This window comes from Microcystis flos-aquae FACHB-1344 (assembly GCF_014698375.1).
GTDB classification, from domain to species: domain Bacteria; phylum Cyanobacteriota; class Cyanobacteriia; order Cyanobacteriales; family Microcystaceae; genus Microcystis; species Microcystis aeruginosa.
Genome location: NZ_JACJSW010000104.1, coordinates 23984 through 43992 on the forward strand (window position 1 = coordinate 23984; position 20009 = coordinate 43992).

At 43.7% G+C, this 20009-nt stretch carries 16 protein-coding genes and 2 pseudogenes; 14 read left to right on the forward strand and 4 right to left on the reverse strand.

Features of this window, described 5'->3' with window-relative positions; translation table 11 throughout:
* Positions 1 to 124: 124 nt before the first annotated feature.
* Positions 125 to 706: a hypothetical protein gene (locus H6G48_RS08475; protein ID WP_190720955.1), complete on the forward strand. Its 582-nt coding sequence runs from the start codon at positions 125 to 127 to the stop codon at positions 704 to 706.
* Here the strand turns inward: H6G48_RS08475 and aroQ are convergent, their stop codons facing one another.
* Both aroQ and H6G48_RS26810 read right to left on the reverse strand, forming a co-directional pair.
* Positions 707 to 1162, reverse strand: a complete 456-nt coding sequence (gene aroQ, locus H6G48_RS08480; RefSeq protein ID WP_190720958.1) for a type II 3-dehydroquinate dehydratase — start codon at positions 1160 to 1162, stop codon at positions 707 to 709. It abuts the gene before it with no gap.
* 41 nt (positions 1163 to 1203) lie between these two features.
* Positions 1204 to 1338, reverse strand: coding sequence for a hypothetical protein (locus H6G48_RS26810; protein WP_002762237.1), 135 nt, complete (start codon positions 1336 to 1338; stop codon positions 1204 to 1206).
* Between the two features lie 284 nt (positions 1339 to 1622).
* Here H6G48_RS26810 and H6G48_RS08485 point away from each other — a divergent pair.
* Positions 1623 to 2811 (forward strand): annotated as a pseudogene (locus H6G48_RS08485) (RNA-guided endonuclease InsQ/TnpB family protein).
* Positions 2812 to 3022: 211 nt separating this feature from the next.
* On the forward strand, positions 3023 to 4405 hold the full coding sequence (locus H6G48_RS08490) for an aromatic ring-hydroxylating dioxygenase subunit alpha (RefSeq protein ID WP_190720961.1): 1383 nt from the start codon (positions 3023 to 3025) through the stop codon (positions 4403 to 4405).
* A gap of 22 nt (positions 4406 to 4427) precedes the next feature.
* Here H6G48_RS08490 and H6G48_RS08495 read toward each other — a convergent pair whose 3' ends face one another.
* Positions 4428 to 6551, reverse strand: coding sequence for a serine/threonine-protein kinase (locus H6G48_RS08495; RefSeq protein ID WP_190720964.1), 2124 nt, complete (start codon positions 6549 to 6551; stop codon positions 4428 to 4430).
* Between the two features lie 208 nt (positions 6552 to 6759).
* On the opposite strand from H6G48_RS08495, the gene H6G48_RS08500 reads away from it, so the two are divergent.
* The 3 genes and pseudogenes from H6G48_RS08500 to H6G48_RS08510 all read left to right on the forward strand — a co-directional run bounded on the left by H6G48_RS08500 (position 6760) and on the right by H6G48_RS08510 (position 10066).
* Positions 6760 to 7428, forward strand: coding sequence for a hypothetical protein (locus H6G48_RS08500; RefSeq protein WP_190720967.1), 669 nt, complete (start codon positions 6760 to 6762; stop codon positions 7426 to 7428).
* 150 nt (positions 7429 to 7578) lie between these two features.
* Complete coding sequence (locus H6G48_RS08505) at positions 7579 to 8748, forward strand: HhoA/HhoB/HtrA family serine endopeptidase (protein ID WP_190720970.1); 1170 nt, start codon at positions 7579 to 7581, stop codon at positions 8746 to 8748.
* Between the two features lie 129 nt (positions 8749 to 8877).
* Positions 8878 to 10066 (forward strand): annotated as a pseudogene (locus H6G48_RS08510) (RNA-guided endonuclease InsQ/TnpB family protein).
* A 71-nt stretch (positions 10067 to 10137) separates the two neighbouring features.
* Here H6G48_RS08510 and H6G48_RS08515 read toward each other — a convergent pair.
* On the reverse strand, positions 10138 to 11001 hold the full coding sequence (locus H6G48_RS08515; protein WP_190720973.1) for a WYL domain-containing protein: 864 nt from the start codon (positions 10999 to 11001) through the stop codon (positions 10138 to 10140).
* 99 nt (positions 11002 to 11100) lie between these two features.
* Between H6G48_RS08515 and cas3 the strand changes: the two genes are divergently transcribed.
* The 8 genes from cas3 (at position 11101) to cas10d (ending at position 20000) form a co-directional block, all read left to right on the forward strand.
* Complete coding sequence (cas3, locus tag H6G48_RS08520; protein ID WP_190720976.1) at positions 11101 to 13266, forward strand: type I-D CRISPR-associated helicase Cas3'; 2166 nt, start codon at positions 11101 to 11103, stop codon at positions 13264 to 13266.
* A gap of 793 nt (positions 13267 to 14059) precedes the next feature.
* Positions 14060 to 14374, forward strand: coding sequence for a hypothetical protein (locus H6G48_RS08525; RefSeq protein ID WP_002762254.1), 315 nt, complete (start codon positions 14060 to 14062; stop codon positions 14372 to 14374).
* Positions 14375 to 14620: 246 nt separating this feature from the next.
* Positions 14621 to 15040, forward strand: coding sequence for a type VII toxin-antitoxin system MntA family adenylyltransferase antitoxin (gene mntA, locus H6G48_RS08530; protein ID WP_002762256.1), 420 nt, complete (start codon positions 14621 to 14623; stop codon positions 15038 to 15040).
* A 41-nt stretch (positions 15041 to 15081) separates the two neighbouring features.
* Positions 15082 to 15447, forward strand: coding sequence for a type VII toxin-antitoxin system HepT family RNase toxin (gene hepT / locus H6G48_RS27430; protein WP_242034584.1), 366 nt, complete (start codon positions 15082 to 15084; stop codon positions 15445 to 15447).
* A 54-nt stretch (positions 15448 to 15501) separates the two neighbouring features.
* Positions 15502 to 15675: a hypothetical protein gene (locus H6G48_RS08540; protein ID WP_242034585.1), complete on the forward strand. Its 174-nt coding sequence runs from the start codon at positions 15502 to 15504 to the stop codon at positions 15673 to 15675.
* Positions 15668 to 16126 (forward strand): type VII toxin-antitoxin system MntA family adenylyltransferase antitoxin, encoded by a 459-nt coding sequence (gene mntA, locus H6G48_RS08545; protein WP_190720979.1) that lies wholly within the window; start codon positions 15668 to 15670, stop codon positions 16124 to 16126. Before H6G48_RS08540 ends, mntA (H6G48_RS08545) begins: the two co-directional genes overlap by 8 nt.
* 3 nt (positions 16127 to 16129) lie before the next feature.
* Positions 16130 to 16564: a type VII toxin-antitoxin system HepT family RNase toxin gene (gene hepT / locus H6G48_RS08550; RefSeq protein ID WP_002778659.1), complete on the forward strand. Its 435-nt coding sequence runs from the start codon at positions 16130 to 16132 to the stop codon at positions 16562 to 16564.
* Complete coding sequence (gene cas10d / locus H6G48_RS08555) at positions 16557 to 20000, forward strand: type I-D CRISPR-associated protein Cas10d/Csc3 (RefSeq protein WP_190720984.1); 3444 nt, start codon at positions 16557 to 16559, stop codon at positions 19998 to 20000. Before hepT (H6G48_RS08550) ends, cas10d begins: the two co-directional genes overlap by 8 nt.
* The last annotated feature ends 9 nt before the right edge of the window (positions 20001 to 20009 follow it).

The following is a 20009-nucleotide window of genomic DNA, read 5'->3' on the forward strand; positions in this document are numbered from 1 at the left end:
AGTTGACCAGTTCACTCTCCCCTGGGGCCGACAAGTTAAGATTAATAAATCTTTTCCTTGGGGAATTTGTATTTAGTGATACCTTTGTTATTAAAAGGAGCTTAGTTTTATTGAGAATTTAACCGTGGTCAGCGATCGATTACTATTGGTCAACAAAAGCAATCAAGGGGCCGCTAACATCGATACCTTTGATTGGGTGTATGGGTTTCAGGATGGAACTCGTCTGATGGGAAAGGTTTGCGGTTACTTAGACCCCGATAGTAATCGTCTTCTCGATCCCGAAAACTGCAGCGCTATCTACCAGAATGCCCAGGGACAAGTCCTTAGTCGTTGGCAAGCTGGAGATTTTATCGCTTTTGAACTAACCACCACCGGGGAAGATCTCTTGATCGTGGCTTCCAATGATAATTGTGTCAGTAATAGTCTCTGTTTGGTTTCGGGCATTAGTCGCAGCTGCGCCCAAGTTAGCGATGAAGGAAAATCCCTCGTCCGGGAGGTTTTTCAATACCCTGCTTGGTCTTTCCAGGGCGATCATAGCACTTCTAAGCCGGCTTTCAGTTGGAATTGTTCCGTGTCTCCCTTTTTCCCCTTTGTTTCCCTGCGTTTTAATCTCCAGTCCACCAGCAGCAAAAAATTCTATCGTTGGACGGTTTCCCCCTATTTTCCCTTTTGTCCCCTCTTAGAAGTGGGAGAATCCCTTGCCTAATTAGCCTTCTCTATTCTTTTGCAAATAATCGACTAATGCCCATAATCCTAGGCGATAACTTTCGGCCCCAAAACCGCTAATCTGTCCGATGGCTATATCGGCAATGTAGGAATGATGACGAAAAGACTCGCGTTTGTAAATATTGCTTAAGTGTACTTCCACACAGGCCATTTTTGTGCCTAATAGTGCGTCGCGGATGGCGATACTGGTGTGAGTATAAGCTCCCGCATTAATCAAAATACCGTCATGCTGACCCCATGCTTGCTGAATCCAGTCCACTAATTGCCCTTCCTGATTGGACTGGTGTGCGGTTAAATTCACCCCTAAACGGGTAGCTTCTTCGCTTAAAAACCGGTTAATCGCCTCTAAATTGACGTTACCGTAGAGATTCGGCTCTCTTTTCCCCAATAGGTTTAAATTCGGCCCGTGCAGAACCAGAATGCTTAGTTTATTCACAAATGTCCTCCCTATCACCACGAGAATTAATCTTATCTCGATCAGGGACTATTGCCGATCAACAACATTTTTGCCGCTACGGTAATCACCGCACCAATAGTAGCACTGAGCGCACCGACGATGATCGGCAGAATGAGACCTCGGAATCCCTGGAGGTCAGAAATAGCTTTAATCATCGAAAATTTGGGTCTGAAACCCCGTCGTTCTACGACGGCTTTACTGTTAAATATTAGGGTTCTTCGTTACTTAGTATGGTTCGATAGGGGAGCATAAATCGACTAAATCCTTATCTGGCAAGAGACTTAATTGATTAGTTCGCTCTAGATCAAAAACAATTGACAAAAATCGCCAAATGTCTTTCTCTATAAGAGTTTCATTCCTTATAATCCTGTACGTTGCATAAGACAAACCGAAGAGCCAATATTAGCACATTTACGAAATATATGCTAAAATGTGAGGTATGGAAAAAGCCTATTCGTTTCGATTTTACCCCACACCCGAACAAGAGTCGCTATTGCGGCGCACATTGGGCTGTGTAAGATTGGTTTACAATAAGGCACTCCATCTCAGAACACAAGCTTGGTATGAAAGACAAGAAAGAGTAGGCTACGCTCAAACTTCTTCAATGTTGACCGATTGGAAAAAGCAAGAAGAATTAGACTTTTTAAACGAAGTTAGCTGTGTACCTTTACAACAAGGGTTAAGACATTTACAAACAGCTTTTACTAATTTCTTTGCTGGTCGTACTAAGTATCCTAACTTTAAGAAAAAACATCAGGGAGGAAGTGCCGAATTTACCAAATCTGCTTTTAAATTTAAAGACAAACAAATCTATTTAGCTAAATGCACAGAACCTTTACCTATTCGATGGTCAAGACAAATCCCAGAAAGCTGTGAACCAAGCACAGTAACGGTCAGATTACATCCTTCTGGACGTTGGCATATCTCAATAAGATTTGATGACCCAACGATTAAGCCTTTACCAGTAACAGATAAAGCCATTGGAATTGACTTAGGAATTAGTAGCCTCGTGAGTACCAGCGATGGCGATAAAGTATCTAATCCTAAGCATTTTAAGAAACATTATCAGAGGTTGCGAAAAGCACAAAAAAATCTTTCTAGAAAACAGAAAGACTCAAAGAATCGGGAAAAAGCAAGAATCAAATTAGCCAAGATTCACGCTCAAATCACCGATAGCAGGAAAGACCATTTACACAAGCTAACCACTCAATTAGTTCGTGAAAACCAAACGATTGTGGTTGAGAATTTAGCCGTCAAGAATATGGTCAAAAACCCGAAATTATCTCAGGCAATATCTGATGTTAGTTGGGGAGAAATCACTCGACAATTAGCCTATAAATGCCGTTGGTATGGGAGAAATTACATCGAAATAGATAGATGGTTTCCTAGCTCTAAAAGGTGTAGTAATTGTGGGCATATTGCCCTTGAAAATGCCGTTAAATGTTCGAGAATGGGACTGTCCAGACTGTGGGACTCACCATGACCGAGATATTAACGCCAGTAAAAATATTTTGGCCGCAGGGCTTGCGGTGTCAGTCTGTCGAGCGACCATAAGACCAGAACAGAGTAAATCTGTTAAGGCAGGTGCGAAAAATCCTTCGGGAAAGAAGCAGAAACCTAAATCGTGAGGTTTGGGAATCGCCGTCCGTTTTACGGCGGCGAGGATGTCAACTTGATCCTTCTCCCATTCTCGCTTTATCCATGGGAGACTACCCTTTAATTATCACCCCAAAATATAGTGCCAGTGTTTGTTTCCCCAGCAGATACCGGCATCTGTCCCCTTTTGTCGATTAAATTTGTTAGATTTTGGAGGAGAAATGTTAACTTATTTTAAAATTTATGTTGAGCAGCACTGCTACCTATCCCATCGGGGGAACAGATATCGATCGCTTTGATTGTCGTCAAGTTTGGTATCCTATCTACTACGTCAAAGATTTAGACAAAAAGCAGCCCCAACGCTTTACCCTACTAGAAGAGGATTTAGTGATTTGGTGGGACAAAAATCAGCAAGAATGGCGAGTTTTCGAGGATAAATGTCCCCATCGTCTCGCTCCTCTCTCAGAAGGTCGTCTTAACGAAAGCGGACATCTAGAATGTCCCTATCACGGTTGGTCTTTTTCCGGAGGAGGAAACTGTGAATTTATTCCCCAACAACCGGAAAACAGTCAAGCTAACACCTCTCGACGCGCTTGTGTGCGGTCTTTTCCCACGGCTATCCGTCAGGGATTATTATTCGTTTATGCGGGTAATCCCGAAAATGCTCCCCTGACTGCGATTCCAATTATTGAACCCATGGAGGAGGATGCTGATGCTTGGATTTGTTTGGATACCTTTCGAGATCTACCCTACTCGGCCGTCACTTTAATCGAAAATATTATCGATTCTAGTCATGTTCCCTATACCCATCATCTCACCATCGGTAATCGGGCCAATGCCGCTCCTATGGAATTAGAAATTATCGAGTCCAATCGTCAGGGATTTAAGGGAATTTGGCCCGAAGGACCGCGTAAAGGTAAATTAGGTCAGCAATACAGCAATTTTATCGCCCCCGGATTAATTTACCACGATCTCACCTCGGAAAAGTTCGGACGGACTTTAACCGTAGTCTATGCAACTCCCATCCGTCAGGGAGAATGTCGTCTCTTTGCTCGTTTTCCCTTTAAATTTAACTCTAAACTGCCGAAATTCTTCATTAAGCTTACCCCCACTTGGTATTCCCACATCAATCAAAACGCTATTCTTGAAGATGATCAGATTTTTCTCTACTATCAAGAGCGTTATCTGCAAGCTCAGGGGGATAGTCGGAATTTTAGTCAAGCTTGTTATCTCCCTACCAAAGCGGATTTATTGGTGTTTGAGTATCGCAATTGGGTTAATCAATACCAAGCTGATCCTTTCGCCGGTCAACCTTTTCCCCCCCTACAATCAAAAGAGATTCTCCTCGAACGATATCAGTCCCATACCAAAAATTGTGCTGTTTGTCAAGGGGCTTTAAAAAATATTAATCGTCTGCGGGGGTTAACATTAGCGATCGCTATTGTTCTTGGTCTATCTTTACCACTTTTAGCCCTAATTTTCGGTCAATCGGCCCTCCTTCCCGTGACAGTGCTGACAGCATTAACTGTAATTATGGTGGCAGCTTATTGGCGCTTGGGAGAACTGAAAAAACAGTTTTATCAAGGACGGGAATTATTGCCGAGAAATACCGGTAAAAAGCGATAAAGCTGCCGAAAAAGAGCGGAAGTTAGGGAACCTGTTCCTCACTATCGACTTTGGGGGTTTGGTTTTGGGAAGATTGCTGAAGTTCTTGCCAGCGAGTTTCTGCCAGTTGTTTTTGTGTTTGCACTTCTCGGTCATTGGAACGATAACGAAGGGATTCTTGATAAGCTTGAATCGCTCGCTCGTATTGACCGAGTTTAAACCAACTATTGCCTAAACTTTTCCAGGTTTCGGGGTTATCTTTTTGCCTTTGAATCGCCTGTTGATAGGCGTTTATGGCTTGGGAATTGTCGCCTAAACGATAGCAAGCGTTACCGATACCGATAAAAACTTCGGCTTTTTGGGAAGAAATGCGGCGAGCTTTTTCGTAGGATGCGATCGCTTCTTGAAATCTTTCCATTTGATGAAGTAATGCCCCTTGATGTAACCATGCTTGATAATAATTAGAATTGGCTTTAGTTGCTTGAGTAAATGCCTCCAAAGCTTCTGACTTGCGACCTAATTTTTGCAGAATAATCCCTTGACTATAGTGAGCTTGGGAAAATTGAGGATTAAATTGTCCAGCTTTGCTATAACTTTCTAAAGCCTCATTAATTTTATTTAATTGATACAAACTATTACCTTTTTGATACCAAATTAAGGCATTATCCGATTCGAGCGCTAGAGCCTGATCATAGGCTTTAACTGCCCCTTCATAATCCTCAAGATTCTGTAATGACCAGCCTTTTTTGTACCATATTTTGGCATCATTTTGCTGAAAAGTTAACAATTTTTCAAGAGCTTTTTGGGCGGCGGAATATTGTTGCAGTTCTAGATAGATATCGGCTTTACCTTGCCAAGCTTGACTAGCGGCAGGATTAAAAGATAAGACCCGATCAAAACTTTCCAAAGCCTCCTGATTTTTGCCTAATTTATCTAAAGCTTGCCCGCGACCGAGCCAAGCTTGCCAAGCGGAATCTGGGTTAATTTGAATAGCTTTTTCGTAGGTATTTAAAGCTTTCGAGTATCTTTTTAAAGCCAATAAAGTATCAGCTTTTCCTTGCAATGCCTCAAGATAATTGGGATTAATTTTTAAGGCTTGACCATAAGAAGTAAGGGCATCAGTATAGCGTTTGAGTTGATAAAAAGTCTGACCTTGTTGATAGTAATCAAGAGAATTACGAGAATTTTGCCAATAGTCAAAACCCAGATAAGCACTGGCTATTAAGCCAATTGTCCCAGAGACAACCAGGATTTTTGTTAGCCAAGATTTCCCTGGACGAGCAATCAGACCTTGAGGTTTCACCCCATAGGTAGTTTTCGGAGCGAGATGATAAATTTTACCTAATTTTCTCAGATCGATTAATGCTTCACTGACACTGGTATAACGCTGACGAAAATCATAGCGGATCATGCGCTCGATAACATAACTAAACTCGGCGCTAGTCATGGCCAAATGTTGCCAGAGAATTTCCCCCGTGCGAGCATCCAGTGGAATATCTTCGGTATCTTTACCGGTTAAAGCTTGTAATCCAATAATACCAGTGGCATAGATATCGCTACTAAAACGCGGATAACCTTGGGCCTGTTCACTGGGGAAATAACCAGGGGTACCAATAGCGATGGTAGAAACGGTTTTACCTTCTTTAACCACTTGAGTGCTAATTTGTTTGACAGCACCAAAATCAATTAAAACCAATTGATGATCTTGGCTGCGACGAATAAGATTAAAGGGATTAACATCGCGATGGATCACCTGTTTGTGATGGACAAATTCGAGAATTGAGAGAATTTCTGTTAATAAAGCCACCACTTTCCCTTCATCTTGCCTATAGACACCGGCAGTAATTTCTCTGGCTAAATCTTCCCCTTCAATGTATTCTTGCACGAGGAAAAATTGCCCATTTTCCTCAAAATAAGCAAATAAACGGGGAATATGGCGATGAATGCCCAATTCTTGCAGGATTTTCGCCTCGGTTTCAAAGAGTCGTCTAGCGATGGCTACAGTTTCGGCATCCTGGCACTGGGGTTTAAATTGTTTGATCACACAACGATTTTGATTGGGTAACTGGCGATCGCAGGCCAAGAAAGTCTGTCCGAATCCCCCTTTTCCCAATTGACGGATAATTTGGTAGCGATGACTAAGGATTTTTCCGGCAGCGAGTTCCATAGACGATGGCAATCCGAGGTTTTTTACTATTCTAGGCTTTTCGGCTCTCTTTTGCGGTCGATGGACAAAATGGGTAAATTCCCCTATTCTACTTTTTTCCCTATAGAGAGGAAAAAAATTCCCTGTGGAGGGGACTGACATGACAGGCAAAAAAAAATAATCTAGAAACAGAGAAAGTTCACTGTTGTTTTTTGAGAGGATAACCGCTATGTCTATCAATCCTGTTACTAGAGCCAGTACAGCTTTACTGATTACCCTGCTCATGGGGTCGATGTCCGGTACTTTTCCCGTCCTCGCTCAAAGTAATATTAATCGGCAACGTCTCATCGCTCAACAAATCTCGATTCCGGCGGGAACAGTTATCCCTTTGAATTACGAGAAAGCCGATAAAATTTTAGTTTCTAAAAGTGATGTTATTCCTCTGACTTTAACCGTAGCCAGAGATATTCGTAACCGCAATGGGATTGTGGTGATTGCGGCAGGAAGTGAAGTCAAGGGTACTTTAGAAGCAGCCGGCCGAGGTGTGCGGTTTATTGCCGATGAAATTGGCCTTGATGGGGGCAATCGCACCATTCCCCTCAATGCCACTTCGCGATTAATTACTACCACTGAAACCCTGCGTAAAGGGGCAAAAACTCAAGATATCTTAGGGGGAACCCTCGCCGGTGCGGGGGCAGCCACAGCGATCGCTGCTCTCACAGGTGATCGCAAGATCGAAGTTCTCGATGTCTTAGCGGGGGCAGCCGTGGGAACCCTTGCAGGATGGGGCTTACCGGCGGCGGGAATTGTCGGTGGTAGTTCCGTGCAGTTATACTCTGTTAACCCCGATCGAGATTTAAATATTACCCTGCAATCGCCCCTAGTGATCAGAGATTAGTGAACGGCAAACCATGACCAAATCCGTCTGCTGGCGGATTTGGTGTCAACCATCGATTTAATCGGAGCGATCGATTTGTTAGATTTTTAATAGTCGGTCTGTCAACCGATAGACAGAAACAGTCAAAACATCAGAATCAGAGATCAAAGTATGAAACTTCCTACAGGGTTACGGCGAACTATTACCCACGCTTTAGCAACTTTTCTGGGAATTATGCTCGGTTTTAGCAGTTTAGCGGCGGTAAATGCTCAAAATCTGCCCAGCGCTGCCGCCGATCTGGCCAGAATTCCCCCGGAGATGACGGCGGAAAGTTTTGTCGCTAAGGCAGTGGCGCGCACGGGTGCGGCAGTAGTGCGAATTGACACCGAAGCGATCATTACTCGTCCCAATAGCCCCTTTTTTGATGATCCTTTTTTTCAGGAGTTTTTTGGAGAACAGTTTCGTCTTCCCACCCAGCAGCGAGTGGCTGGCCAGGGATCGGGTTTTATTATCGATGGCAGTGGTTTAATCTTAACTAATGCCCATGTGGTCGATAATGCCGATAAGGTAACGGTAACTTTAAAAGATGGTCGTAGCTTCAAAGGAGAAGTGCGCGGTACTGATGAGATCACTGATTTAGCCGTAGTGAAAATTAATCCCCAAGGGGAAAATTTACCTGTAGCCGTCCTCGGCAATTCCTCATCCATACAAGTGGGGGACTGGGCGATCGCAGTAGGCAATCCCGTCGGTCTAGATAATACAGTAACTTTAGGAATTATTAGCACGATCGGGCGCTCGGCAGCTAAGGCTGGTATTCCCGATAAACGCATTGATTTTATCCAAACCGATGCCGCTATTAACCCGGGTAATTCCGGCGGTCCTTTACTCAACGCCCAAGGGGAAGTCATCGGTATCAATACGGCGATTCGTGCTGATGCCATGGGCATCGGTTTTGCCATTCCCATCGACCGGGCCAAGCAGTTACAAGCGACCCTAGAATCAGGTCAAAAGGTGGCCCATCCCTATATCGGTGTGCAGATGGTTAATCTAACTCCCGATTTAGCCCAGGCTAATAATCAAAACCCCAATTCTGCCATGATCGTCCCGGAAGTGTCGGGAATTTTGGTGGTGAAAGTCCTACCCAATACCCCCGCCGAAAAAGCCGGTATCCGTCGCGGGGATGTGATTGTTAAAGCTAATAATCAACCGGTTAGCGATGGCGCTGAGTTACAGGAAATGGTGGAAAAAACCGGGATCGGTCAATCTTTACCCCTAAGAATCAGAAGGGGGGAAAGGGCGATCGATCTCACCGTAATCACCGCCCAAATGTCAAATCAGTAATCGGCAGTCAGTGATCAGTTATCAGATGTGAGTTTTCATCGAAAATTTGGGTCTGAAACCCCGTCGTTCTACGACGGCTTTACTGTTAAATATTAGCGCATTTACACGATATATGCTAGAATGCGAGATATGGAAAAAGCCTATTCGTTTCGATTTTACCCAACACCCGAACAAGAGTCGCTATTGCGGCGCACTTTGGGCTGTGTAAGATTGGTTTACAATAAGGCACTCCATCTCAGAACACAAGCATGGTACGAAAGACAAGAAAGAGTAGGATATACTGAAACTTCTTCAATGCTAACCGATTGGAAAAAACAAGAAGAATTAGAGTTTTTAAACGAAGTTAGCTGTGTACCCTTACAACAAGGGTTAAGACATCTACAAACAGCTTTTACTAATTTCTTTGCTGGTCGTACTAAGTATCCTAACTTTAAGAAAAAACATCAGGGAGGAAGTGCCGAATTTACCAAATCTGCTTTTAAGTTCAAAGACAGACAAATCTATTTAGCTAAATGCACAGAACCTTTACCTATTCGATGGTCAAGACAAATACCAGAAAGCTGTGAACCAAGCACAGTAACAGTCAGATTACATCCCTCAGGACGTTGGCATATCTCAATAAGATTTGATGACCCAACAATTAAGCCATTACCCCCAACCGATAAAGCCATCGGAATTGACTTAGGAATTAGTAGCCTTGTGATTACCAGCGATGGTGACAAAGTATCTAATCCTAAGCACTTTAAAAACCATTATCGGAGACTGCGAAAGGCCCAAAAAAGCCTTTCTAGAAAACAGAAAGGGTCAAAAAATCGGGAAAAAGCAAGAATCAAAGTAGCCAAAATTCACGCTCAAATCACCGATAGCAGAAAAGACCATTTACACAAGCTAACCACTCAATTAGTTCGTGAAAACCAAACGATTGTGGTTGAGAATTTAGCCGTTAAGAATATGGTCAAAAACCCGAAATTATCTCAGGCAATATCTGATGTAAGCTGGGGTGAAATCACTAGACAATTAGCCTACAAATGCCGTTGGTATGGGAGAAATTACATCGAAATAGATAGATGGTTTCCTAGCTCTAAAAGATGTAGTAATTGTGGGCATATTGCCCTTGAAAATGCCGTTAAATGTTCGAGAATGGGACTGTCCAGACTGTGGGACTCACCATGACCGAGATATTAACGCCAGTAAAAATATTTTGGCCGCAGGGCTTGCGGTGTCAGTCTGTAGAGCGACCATAAGACCAGAACAGAGTAAATCTGTTAAGGCAGGTGCGAAAAATCCTTCGGGAAAGAAGCAGAAACCTAAATCGTGAGGTTTGGGAATCACCGTCCGTTTACGGCGGTGAGGATGTCAAGCCTTGATTGAGCAGCGACGAAAATCTTTTCAGGACTCGTAGCGCCGATAAAGCCGCTGCAACTTGTCATAGAAACGCTTGCGGACTTTTTCCGGGGAGATCAGCAAGCAATCTTCTCCGTAGGGAAGAATTTCGCGGAAAAACCAGAAGCTACTCGTTATCTGTCGGGTAATCTGCCGGACGAGGGGATCGTTCGAGATCAATTCGTTGGCGATATCGATAGCGCTTTTAGTCCGGTACGATCGAGCTAATCCATCGAATAGCTGAAACTCGGCTGACACACTATCAAGCTGATTGCGCCATTTGCCCCTAGGGATCGGGGTAATTAAGGAATCGCTGGGGATTCGATCGATCCGTAAACTCCAATTATGGTGTAGTTCGGAAATATCTTGATTTCCCTCGGTTTCCTCGCACCAACAATCGAGATATAAGCGATCCTCGTGACGATTGATAGCGGCATGGTAAAGATGGAATTCCCAGATTCGATCGCCGGCATCCTGATAGGATAACTGAAAGGGTTGTTGTCGGAGAATGCAGCGATCGAGTTCCAGTCGCCATGGTGGGGGAGGATTATCGAGGCGGCCTTCTAGCTCTTTGCGTAAGGGTCCCGACAGTTCGCTCCGTTCTAATAGTAGTTTAGTTAGTTCTAGGGCGATGGGGATTTGCCCGGCATCGATGAGAGAATCGATCGCCTGTTGGAGCATCTGCAAGCGATCGGGCTTCCAGTCGTGATTAGGGGCGATTTTAAGTTTATTATGGGCAATTTCTTTGATTAACTTCGATATATTCGGTTTATCTCCCCAAAATAGCCCGAATTCACTGGCAAGGATTTCTAGGGACTGTTTTTCTTTTTCACTGACCGATAAAGTGATTGATTGTCCTATCCGGCTCATAGTTTATAAATATACGGACACTTTTTCTGTTAAGGTACTTGTCCATCCCTATTATCGTGGTTAGTATGGAAGATAGCAAGAAGTTACGGACAGAAATTCATGGTAAATTATCAAGTAACGCTCAGGCCAGTCTATTCCTGTCCCGCAGACGAGATACCAGACGGGATCAAGGTTCCGCAAGGATGGCGGTTATCGTGGCATCAGGTGGAGACGTGGAAAGCACTCAACGATCCCGATATCGATGTGATTTTCAATACGGCCATGACGGGGGACGGGAAAAGTCTAGCGGCCTACCTGCGAACTTTGCAAGGATATTTCCCGATTATGGGACTCTACCCAACCAACGAACTGGCGCGGGATCAGCGGGGTCAGATCGAGGCATATATTCAACGATTTCAACCAACGGATCAACCCCGGGTCAATCTTTTAACCGGGCCCGAGTTGGAATTGTACGCCGAACGGGATGGGAAAACGAAAGCGATCGCTCTAGAGACTCGATCGAAACAGTCGGAAATTCTCTTAACTAACCCCGATATTTTCCATTATCTGCATCGGGGGGCCTATTTAACCCCCTACGATAACCCCGATCAGCTATGGAACCGGATCGATAAACATTTCGATCTCTTCCTATTCGATGAATTTCACGTTTTCGGCACGCCACAGGTCGCCAGCATAATCAATACCATGCTTCTAATCCGACGGGCCAATCGTGGGAAACGATACCTGTTTCTATCCGCAACTCCCGACGAGGGTTTACTAAAACGATTGGATAAAGCGGGGTTTCGCTACCGATCGATCGACCCGGTAAGAGAAGGAAAATACCAGTTTCCCGATACCCCAGAAGAGGCCAATTCCCTCGCTCAACAGGGATGGCGGCAAGTAACCTCGGAAATCGAGCTATCTTTTATTCCTTTACCGTCGAGTTTTCAAACTTCGGAAAATTGGTTGAAAGAAAATAAAGAGCGAATTTTAGACTATTTTAAGCGATACCCCGGCAGCAAGGGCGCGATTATTCTCAATTCGATCGCTTCGGTTAAACGTCTGCTGCCGATTTTCCGAGAATTATTGGCGACTATCGGTTTAACGGTGGGGGAAAATACGGGTCTTTCGGGAACGCGGGAGAAGTTGGCATCGTTAAATCGTGATCTGGTGATCGGAACGAGTACCATCGATGTGGGGGTGGACTTCAAGATTAATTTTCTCATTTTTGAGTCGTCGGATGCGGGAAATTTTATTCAACGTTTCGGCCGTTTAGGCCGTCACAGCGGCTACGATCGAAAGGGAACGGCGGTAAAATTTACTAACTTCACAGCGATCGCTCTGGTTCCGAAATTTTTCCTAGAACGGTTATTCGAGAAGAAAGACGCACCGTTACAAGTCGGGGAACGGTATGACCGAATTCAGCTACAGGAGGCGATCAAGAGTAACTACCGTCATATCAATAATTTCGAGGGTTATTACCAACGTTGGGGAGCGGTACAATCATTTCAACTGTGGTGGAATTTAGGGAGTCCGAAGATCAAATCCCAATACGGGGAAAGTCGCCAGAAGTTTCAACAGGAATGCGAGGAGGTTTTCGATACCAGTTTAAAACGGGTCGCCGGTCGGGTGAAAGGATGGGCCGACGAATGGAAGGAGTTATCGGGGAAAAGCGGTAATCCGATTTTCGAGGATGCGTCTAGTTTTCGCGGGTCGAGTCCGTTACTATGCGGGTTATACGATTCGACGGAACCGGAGGGATGCGATCGCTTTAAAACCTACGATTTACCCAGTATTCTCGGTAATCTAGAGGTGGAGGTGTGGAGAAAAGGCGAGTTTAAGCGCCAGATCGAGGCCACGAAAACACCGATCGCGCGCAGACGTTTCGATTATTGTCTCACGTTTCTGAATTTAAAGGGGTATCGAGAGGAACGGTTAAACTGGCGCTTTACCTACGACGGCGATTTAGGCGAGATTGCCTCCGCGTGGAAAGTACAGGTTTTGACGGGAATCGGTGTTTGGCAACCAGATAATCTTTGGCTCGATCGAATTAGTCGGGAGTTACGGGATCAGGCTCTGGTTAGCTTCGTTCTTGCCTATCCCGTCGCTGCAGTTCGCCAACGCTTACAACTGCCGATGCACTTCGGTATTTATCCGATTAGTGACGAGAGTAGTCTTCATTCTCCCGTGTCACCCTATTCTATAGCGATCGGTCAATCGGCTTTGTTGTTGGATACTCTCGCTCATCGGTTCAAAGGTCAAGGGGGTGAGGTGTGGATCTGTTGATGCCGTTTGAGGTCACTAAACAACACTTATCAGAAGATCGATAACCATGAATAAGCTGTTAAGCATTTAAATTGCTTGTTGAGACGAGGCAAGAGGCAAGAGGCAAGAGGCAACAGTAAAGGGATTGGGGGAGATTCGGCTAATCTTAAGAATAAGTGCTTTAAATGCGTCTTAGCTTAATCCTAACGCTCGTTCTCACGAGGAACCGATAGACTTGATCGCGATCCCTAAAAAACGAACGTATATCAGCAATCTCGACCCAGAAGAGCGCGAATTGCTCGAACTGTACGAACAGGGGGAATGGGTATCCAAGTTGACCCCTGAACGAGTTAAGGAATTGCAGTCTTACGTTGAAGTAACTTGGGAAGAGCGCAAAAGAGACATTAGGCGTGAGGATGAGCTATGAATCCCTAAGTAGGGATTATCGGGACAAAAAAGAAAAGCGCACGCGAACACGACTATAGAACATAGTTTCAATCCCTGATAGGGGTTCGGAATCGACAGTGTGCCTTGTCCCATGGTTACTATAACAGATAGTTTATTTACCGTCTATGTCCTATATTCGTGAGAGAAACTTGACTTTTGCTCGTTCTCAAAGTATCCTAAAGAAGGTGAAATTCTGATCACTATTTAGAAAAGCGTTCGGGAATACGAGTATAGGACTACTTCCTTGCCCTCCTTACATGATAGCTAAGGACTGGTGGGTATTGTTTATCTGTTCTCAAATCTTAAAAGCGTTTTAACTGCGATTTAGTGACAGAGTTTCACTTCCAAAATTAACCAAGGAGGATTAATGTCCATCGATAAAACTCAACAGCCTCAAGGCAAACAACTTGAGCTACCTTTATTTCAGAATAAGCCTTGCGTTAAGGAGACAAGGAAAACTCGGACTCCAAAGATAACCGTCTCTTCCGATGCTCTCCAAACTAATATTTTACCTTTCATGGACATGAAGAAGAAAGTTCGTAGTCCGAAGGTAAAGGAGGCATTTGAAAAGCTAGAGTGTGATTTCCGAACTATTCAAGGCTTTGCCAAGGCTGAGGTTGTTCAATCATCCGAAGTACGCTCATATATCAAGTGGCTTGGAAAGCTTCTCGTCATTGAATAAAACTTCAACCGTCTGAGATTGACACAGCGACTAGGGACTCTAACAACAAATCGAAAATAGTTGATGAAGTCCCTTTTTTTAATAAGAGTCAAAAGGAGATGAGGGAGTCAAAGTGTACGGACACTTTTTCTGGGATTTAGTTGCTCTTTGCTTCCTCCGCGTTTGATAATAGACATAGACAGACGCTAGGGACATCGATCGATATATCCATCGGATTCTTGCCATTTTTTTTGATAGGGGCTAAATATGAATAGGCTAGTAGAAAAAATTACGGCTATTGTCGAAAAACTACCGAATTTAAAACTATTAATTCTCTTCGGTTCTAGAGCGCGTGGAGAACATAGACCTGATAGCGATTGGGATTTCGCTGTTTTATACGAGGAAAGAAGCGCTCAAAAGGATATTTCGAGTCTATTGAAAATTTATACACTACTCGAACAAGCTTTAGAGATTCCCGAAGACAAAATTGATGTGATTGATTTAAAAGAATGTTCGCCGATCCTCGCTCATTATGTCGCGCGGGATGGTCAACTTCTATACGAACGGGAAACGGGACTATTCGAGGGATTTAAAGAAAAATTTCTCATGAATCCTGAAGAATCGAAAGCGTTATACCGTCAATTACGGAATAATCTAGAGATTTCTCTACGAGAAAAAGGAGTGTAAATGCTATTCAACCTCTGATTGCGATAGACGAATTAAACCTCATGAATCAATACCTCGCCGAACTTAGCGAGTACGGTTCGATCACCTTAGAGGATTATCGTACATTAAGAGAACGTCAATTAGCCATAGAAAGGTTAATTCAGCTTATCATTCAAACTGGCATCGATATCAATTACCAGATTTTAAAATGTTTAGATATCGAGTCTCCGAATAATGCTCGCGACGCATTATTTCAAATCGTAGAACTGGGAATTTTAGAAGAACACCTAGCCGTTCAACTGGCCGAGTCTATTAAATTAAGAAACTTACTCGGGCTCTTCGGTTGGTGTTATGCAATAGACGGGGGTTATAAGGGATGTAACCCTTATATAGAAAGGCATTTAGCGATTTTTGTCAATTGTTTTTGATCTAGAGCGAACTAATCAATTAAGTCTCTTACCAGATAAGGATTTAGTCGATTTATGCCCCCCTATCGAACCATACCAAGTAACGAAGAACCCTTACTCGTACACTTATACAAGAAAATTGATCCCGATATCGTTCATTCCTCGATCGCTAATATTTTACGAGATTATCCCCGCTACCAACGCTCGATCGTTCAATATCTAGATTCCTTGGAGGCAGAAAATGGTTAAAAATACGAAAGAATTAAAAATTATCGATACAATCAATAGAATAACCACGACTGTGGAAAAAATACCGAATTTAAAACTATTAATTCTCTTCGGTTCTAGAGCGCGCGGAGAGCATAGACCTGATAGCGATTGGGATTTGGCAATTTCATACGATGAAGCAAACAGACAAACACATATTAAGAAAATCAGTAATGATTACTTAACTTCTCTCTCTATCTTGAGTGAATTGTTTGAGATAAACCGTGATTTGATCGATCTAATTGAACTCGATCGCTGTTCTCCATTAATGAAGTATCAAGTCGCACGAGATGGAAAACTTATCTATGAAAAAAATACGGGAGACTTTTTAAAATTTCGTGTATGCGCTTGGAAAGAGTACGCCGATACCGCTAAATTCCGAAAGATTCAAAAAGACAGTATCGATCTTTGGCTCAAACAATGGGGGGTTTAAACGATGGAAAGAGAGATAGTCACCGTTAGAATTCGTTTAATGATCAAATATCTTAATCGATTACGGGGGTTCGAGAGCGTTACTCTATCAGAGTATTTGGACAATTTTGACTATCAACTTATGGTTGAGAGATTGATAGAATTATTGGTAGAGTCATCTTCCGATATTAATAGCTATCTTCTTTTACAATTACATAACGTAACTCCCGCTACCTATTACGATTCTTTTATAGAAGCTGGTAAAAATGGTTTAACTACCAGAGAACTAGCCGGGGAGTTGGCGAAATCATCAGGAATGCGAAATCGTTTAGTGCATCAATACGAGGCGATCGATAATGAACTTGTTTTTAAGGCGATTCCGATCGCTTTATCTCAATTTCCGCTTTATCTCAAACAAATTACCGACTATTTAGACTCTCTAGAGGTGAAAGATGCCTAAAAAACAAAAAAAATTAGAGGAAACGGGACAGTTAAATCTATTCGATAACACTACAGAAATTGACGATGAAGATCTGGATTTTGAGTTCGAGGATATTGATTTAGAATCTCTTTCTGGCGAAGATATAGGAATTAGCGAATCGGTAAGCGATCGCCGAGTCGAAACCGTTCGCCAACTGCTAACCCTAAAACTCCTACGGGAGGCGATTCGAGCCGAAAACCCCGACGATCGAGTTATGGCAGATTTTGCCGAAATGGTATTACCCAATTTACTCCGATTAGCGATCGGTGTCACGGCAAAAGGGGGAAATTTCTTCGAGGAGATCGATCGCCGTCGGGAATTAGAGGGAAAAAGCAAAGTTCGACGGGATAACGCGGGCGATCAATCTCTCAATACTCATTTACTTAATGGATTATTTCCCGCTAATCTCATCGAAAAACGACTAGAAAAACTCAATACTACCGTTCGACGGGTAGTAAAGGAATGCGAGCGCAGGTTGGCGATCACTGGGTTTATTCTCCACGATTTCGAGAAATTCCGCTACTCGCTTTTTCCCGCGATGCCGGCGAAATATATCGAGATTAACGAGGACTTCGATCGAGATATCCGCAAACTATCACGAGAGGAACATCGAGAGATTTTTCAAGTATTGGTTCCCGAATTAGGATTAGATCGCTTTTTATTTTCCGATCAACCAGAAAAATGGACTGAATATCTTGATGATTTGATATATATCGCTAAAAATGCCCAGCGTCGGAATGATACCGATCGAAATACCTCGGAAGATGGCTTAAATACTCGCTTAAACAATAGCGCTCTCGAAAGTTTAACCGATCTTGCCTGTCTAGCCGATCGCCTCGCATCCATTATTAAACACCCCCACGACGCGGAAAAAGCTCCGTTACAAGACCTTTTATACAGCCTCAGCGATGGGGAACTAAAATTCACTTACCACAGCATCGCCGAAAACCGCGGGGTACTGACGAACGTACTTAATAACGCGGTGATGGAAGCACATCAAGAACTAGACTATCAGCCTTTACTTTACCTGCCTACGGGAGTTGTCTATATCGCCCCCAAAAACGCGCCAGAAGTGTCCCTAGAAACCTTACCGAATCGAGTGGTGGACACCATTAAATCCCTCTGTAGCGGCGAATTACAGCGTAAACAAACGGGATTCGGTAGAGATGGCAAGGGGATGAAATACGCAGATTACTACAGCCAATTTTTCGACGATGCTGGGTTAATGCGCGCTGCCCTCAACGCCACCCTTCGCATCCTCGGTGATAATAAAGCGTCCGTGGCCGGAAGTCGCGGCGAAAACCTGATTAAATTTCAACAACAGGGCGTTTTACCGACGGATTACGATTTTCATTGTGAAGATGATATCCGGATTGATCGCCTAGCGGAATTCGGGGACGTGGTGACGAGGAAAATCTGGGGCGATCGCCTAGAAAAAATCGAACAGGCGCGAAAATTGCAGAAAAACTTACCCGCACCGCCGGATTTAGATTTAATTAGCGAGATCGCGCATTATTGGAATCTAGAAAATTATCTGCCACAAATCCGAGCGATCAAGCGTATTAATGAATCGTTAAAAGAACTCAAACTGAAAGGCAATACGGGAGGGGTTCCCTACGAATGGTATTATCTAGCGGCGCAATACCTGAAACAGCATCCCGGAATCGAGGATATTAGACCGGTTGCAGAAGATTTAATCGCTTTTCTCGCCGCAAAAATCGCCGCCATAGTTGCGGGATATAACTTACCCGATGGTTGGGAGGATTTGCGAGAGTGGGTTAATCAAGTGGTGCAGTTACCCGGTCGGGAATTGGCCCACTCGATCGAAACCTTCCAGAAAGAATTAAACCACTACAACGCCGCTAAAAAACAAGGTCGCGGCCGTCAACTTCTCTGTTCGATCTCCCATTCTCCCTATAGTGTCAGCGAACAGATGGAATCGGCGGTTCTTTTTACTCCCCAAGTCTATACCAATAAACAAATGCTGGCAGGCTCGAACGCCAAACGAAATATTTCCAGTATCGCGGGAACGGAAATGATGTTGCGTCAGATTCTTATGAATCAAACCCAAGCGATAGGAAAACGTTTCGAGGACGGCAAATATCGCTATCTGTACTTTTACCCGACCTATTATTTTACTCCCGAAACCAATAGTTTTTTACAAAAAGCCTACGCTAACATCGCTCAAACTCGTTTTGATAGCTCGATAAAGTTGCACTTTGTTGATAAGAATCTGGTCGCTAACTTCGATCGAACCCGTTATCAGAGTGTCGATAGTTTCCTGATCGATGAAAAATTAAGGCAGAAAAAGGAAACAATTAACGAGGAGGAAGATGGCAAAAAAGACCGCACTTTTAAACTATCCTATCCCGAAGATAAACCCCTAACCTTTTATTTTATGGCCCTACCTCCGGGCCGCGATCCCACCGATACGGAATCCTGGGTTATGCCAGCATGGTTAGGATTAGCTTTCCCGATGATTCTAGATGTCAAAACGGTGGTTTCTGAGTCTCCTATTCCTCCCTATCGCGACGGTGCGGAATTTGAAGAGACGGTATTTCTCGACAGTGCGCCCCAAGCGATCCGGTCCTTAACCCGATGCGATCGATTCCGTCTCGATCGAGTCTTGAACGAGTGGGAAGATAATGACGGAAAAAAATATTCCGCCCCCTTAAATACCCTAACCGCAGCCTATTCTATTCATTTAGACGTGAACTCGAAGCAGGGTAAGACGGGTTATGATCCCAATTGGGGCAAATTAACGGAACTCGCTATCAATTTAGAAACCAGTCCTCTCTATGTTTTTCATTACCTTAAACAGTGGAAACGGGGCAAAGATGCCGATATACCGAGCGCTAATCGAATCGCTCTGTATCTCTACGATTTTTATCCTTGTTTCGATCCCTATGTACAAGCCAACCGAACCAATTTAACTATCGATATGACAGCAGAATCGCCCTTAAATCATCCTAAAAACTTAACCGAATTGTATCGTCAATTCTATCGAGCTAATAAACGATATAATCCGAAAGCGAACGCAGTTTTAAAACCGATCGATGTGGCCGCCGATACGATTCTCAAAGGAGGAATGTATCAGGGAGAAGCCCTAGTTTTTGTAGTAGCGGCGGAAGTGGGCAGCTTAATGAATCGGGTTCATGCTTCTACAGCAGAAGGTCGCTGGATTTTATCCGATCGAGAACAGGAAAGACAGAAAATATTGTCTTTTGCTCGTTATTTTGTGATCGATGTGTTCGAGGGTTCTTTTAAGGGCGATCGAGCGCGTCTAGCTGGCAGACAATTAAACCTCATTCGCGATACCTGCGAATTTCTTTACCGTCTCGAACAGGACAGAGAAAATCAAGAGTTAAAAGCCCAGGGTCAAACTCTGGATGAAGATTCTGAAAACAATAATTAATTCAAGGAG

Excerpts from the sequence above, each read along its gene's own strand:
- H6G48_RS08500 (WP_190720967.1), top strand. The coding sequence starts at position 6,760 with ATGTCTATCAATCCTGTTACTAGAGCCAGTACAGCTTTACTGATTACC.
- H6G48_RS08515 (WP_190720973.1), bottom strand. The coding sequence starts at position 11,001 with ATGAGCCGGATAGGACAATCAATCACTTTATCGGTCAGTGAAAAAGAA.
- H6G48_RS26810 (WP_002762237.1), bottom strand. The coding sequence starts at position 1,338 with ATGATTAAAGCTATTTCTGACCTCCAGGGATTCCGAGGTCTCATTCTG.
- H6G48_RS08505 (WP_190720970.1), top strand. The coding sequence starts at position 7,579 with ATGAAACTTCCTACAGGGTTACGGCGAACTATTACCCACGCTTTAGCA.
- mntA (WP_190720979.1), top strand. The coding sequence starts at position 15,668 with ATGGTTAAAAATACGAAAGAATTAAAAATTATCGATACAATCAATAGA.
- cas10d (WP_190720984.1), top strand. The coding sequence starts at position 16,557 with ATGCCTAAAAAACAAAAAAAATTAGAGGAAACGGGACAGTTAAATCTA.
- H6G48_RS08490 (WP_190720961.1), top strand. The coding sequence starts at position 3,023 with ATGTTGAGCAGCACTGCTACCTATCCCATCGGGGGAACAGATATCGAT.
- H6G48_RS08525 (WP_002762254.1), top strand. The coding sequence starts at position 14,060 with ATGTCCATCGATAAAACTCAACAGCCTCAAGGCAAACAACTTGAGCTA.
- H6G48_RS08540 (WP_242034585.1), top strand. The coding sequence starts at position 15,502 with ATGCCCCCCTATCGAACCATACCAAGTAACGAAGAACCCTTACTCGTA.
- hepT (WP_002778659.1), top strand. The coding sequence starts at position 16,130 with ATGGAAAGAGAGATAGTCACCGTTAGAATTCGTTTAATGATCAAATAT.
- hepT (WP_242034584.1), top strand. The coding sequence starts at position 15,082 with ATGAATCAATACCTCGCCGAACTTAGCGAGTACGGTTCGATCACCTTA.
- cas3 (WP_190720976.1), top strand. The coding sequence starts at position 11,101 with ATGGTAAATTATCAAGTAACGCTCAGGCCAGTCTATTCCTGTCCCGCA.
- mntA (WP_002762256.1), top strand. The coding sequence starts at position 14,621 with ATGAATAGGCTAGTAGAAAAAATTACGGCTATTGTCGAAAAACTACCG.
- H6G48_RS08495 (WP_190720964.1), bottom strand. The coding sequence starts at position 6,551 with ATGGAACTCGCTGCCGGAAAAATCCTTAGTCATCGCTACCAAATTATC.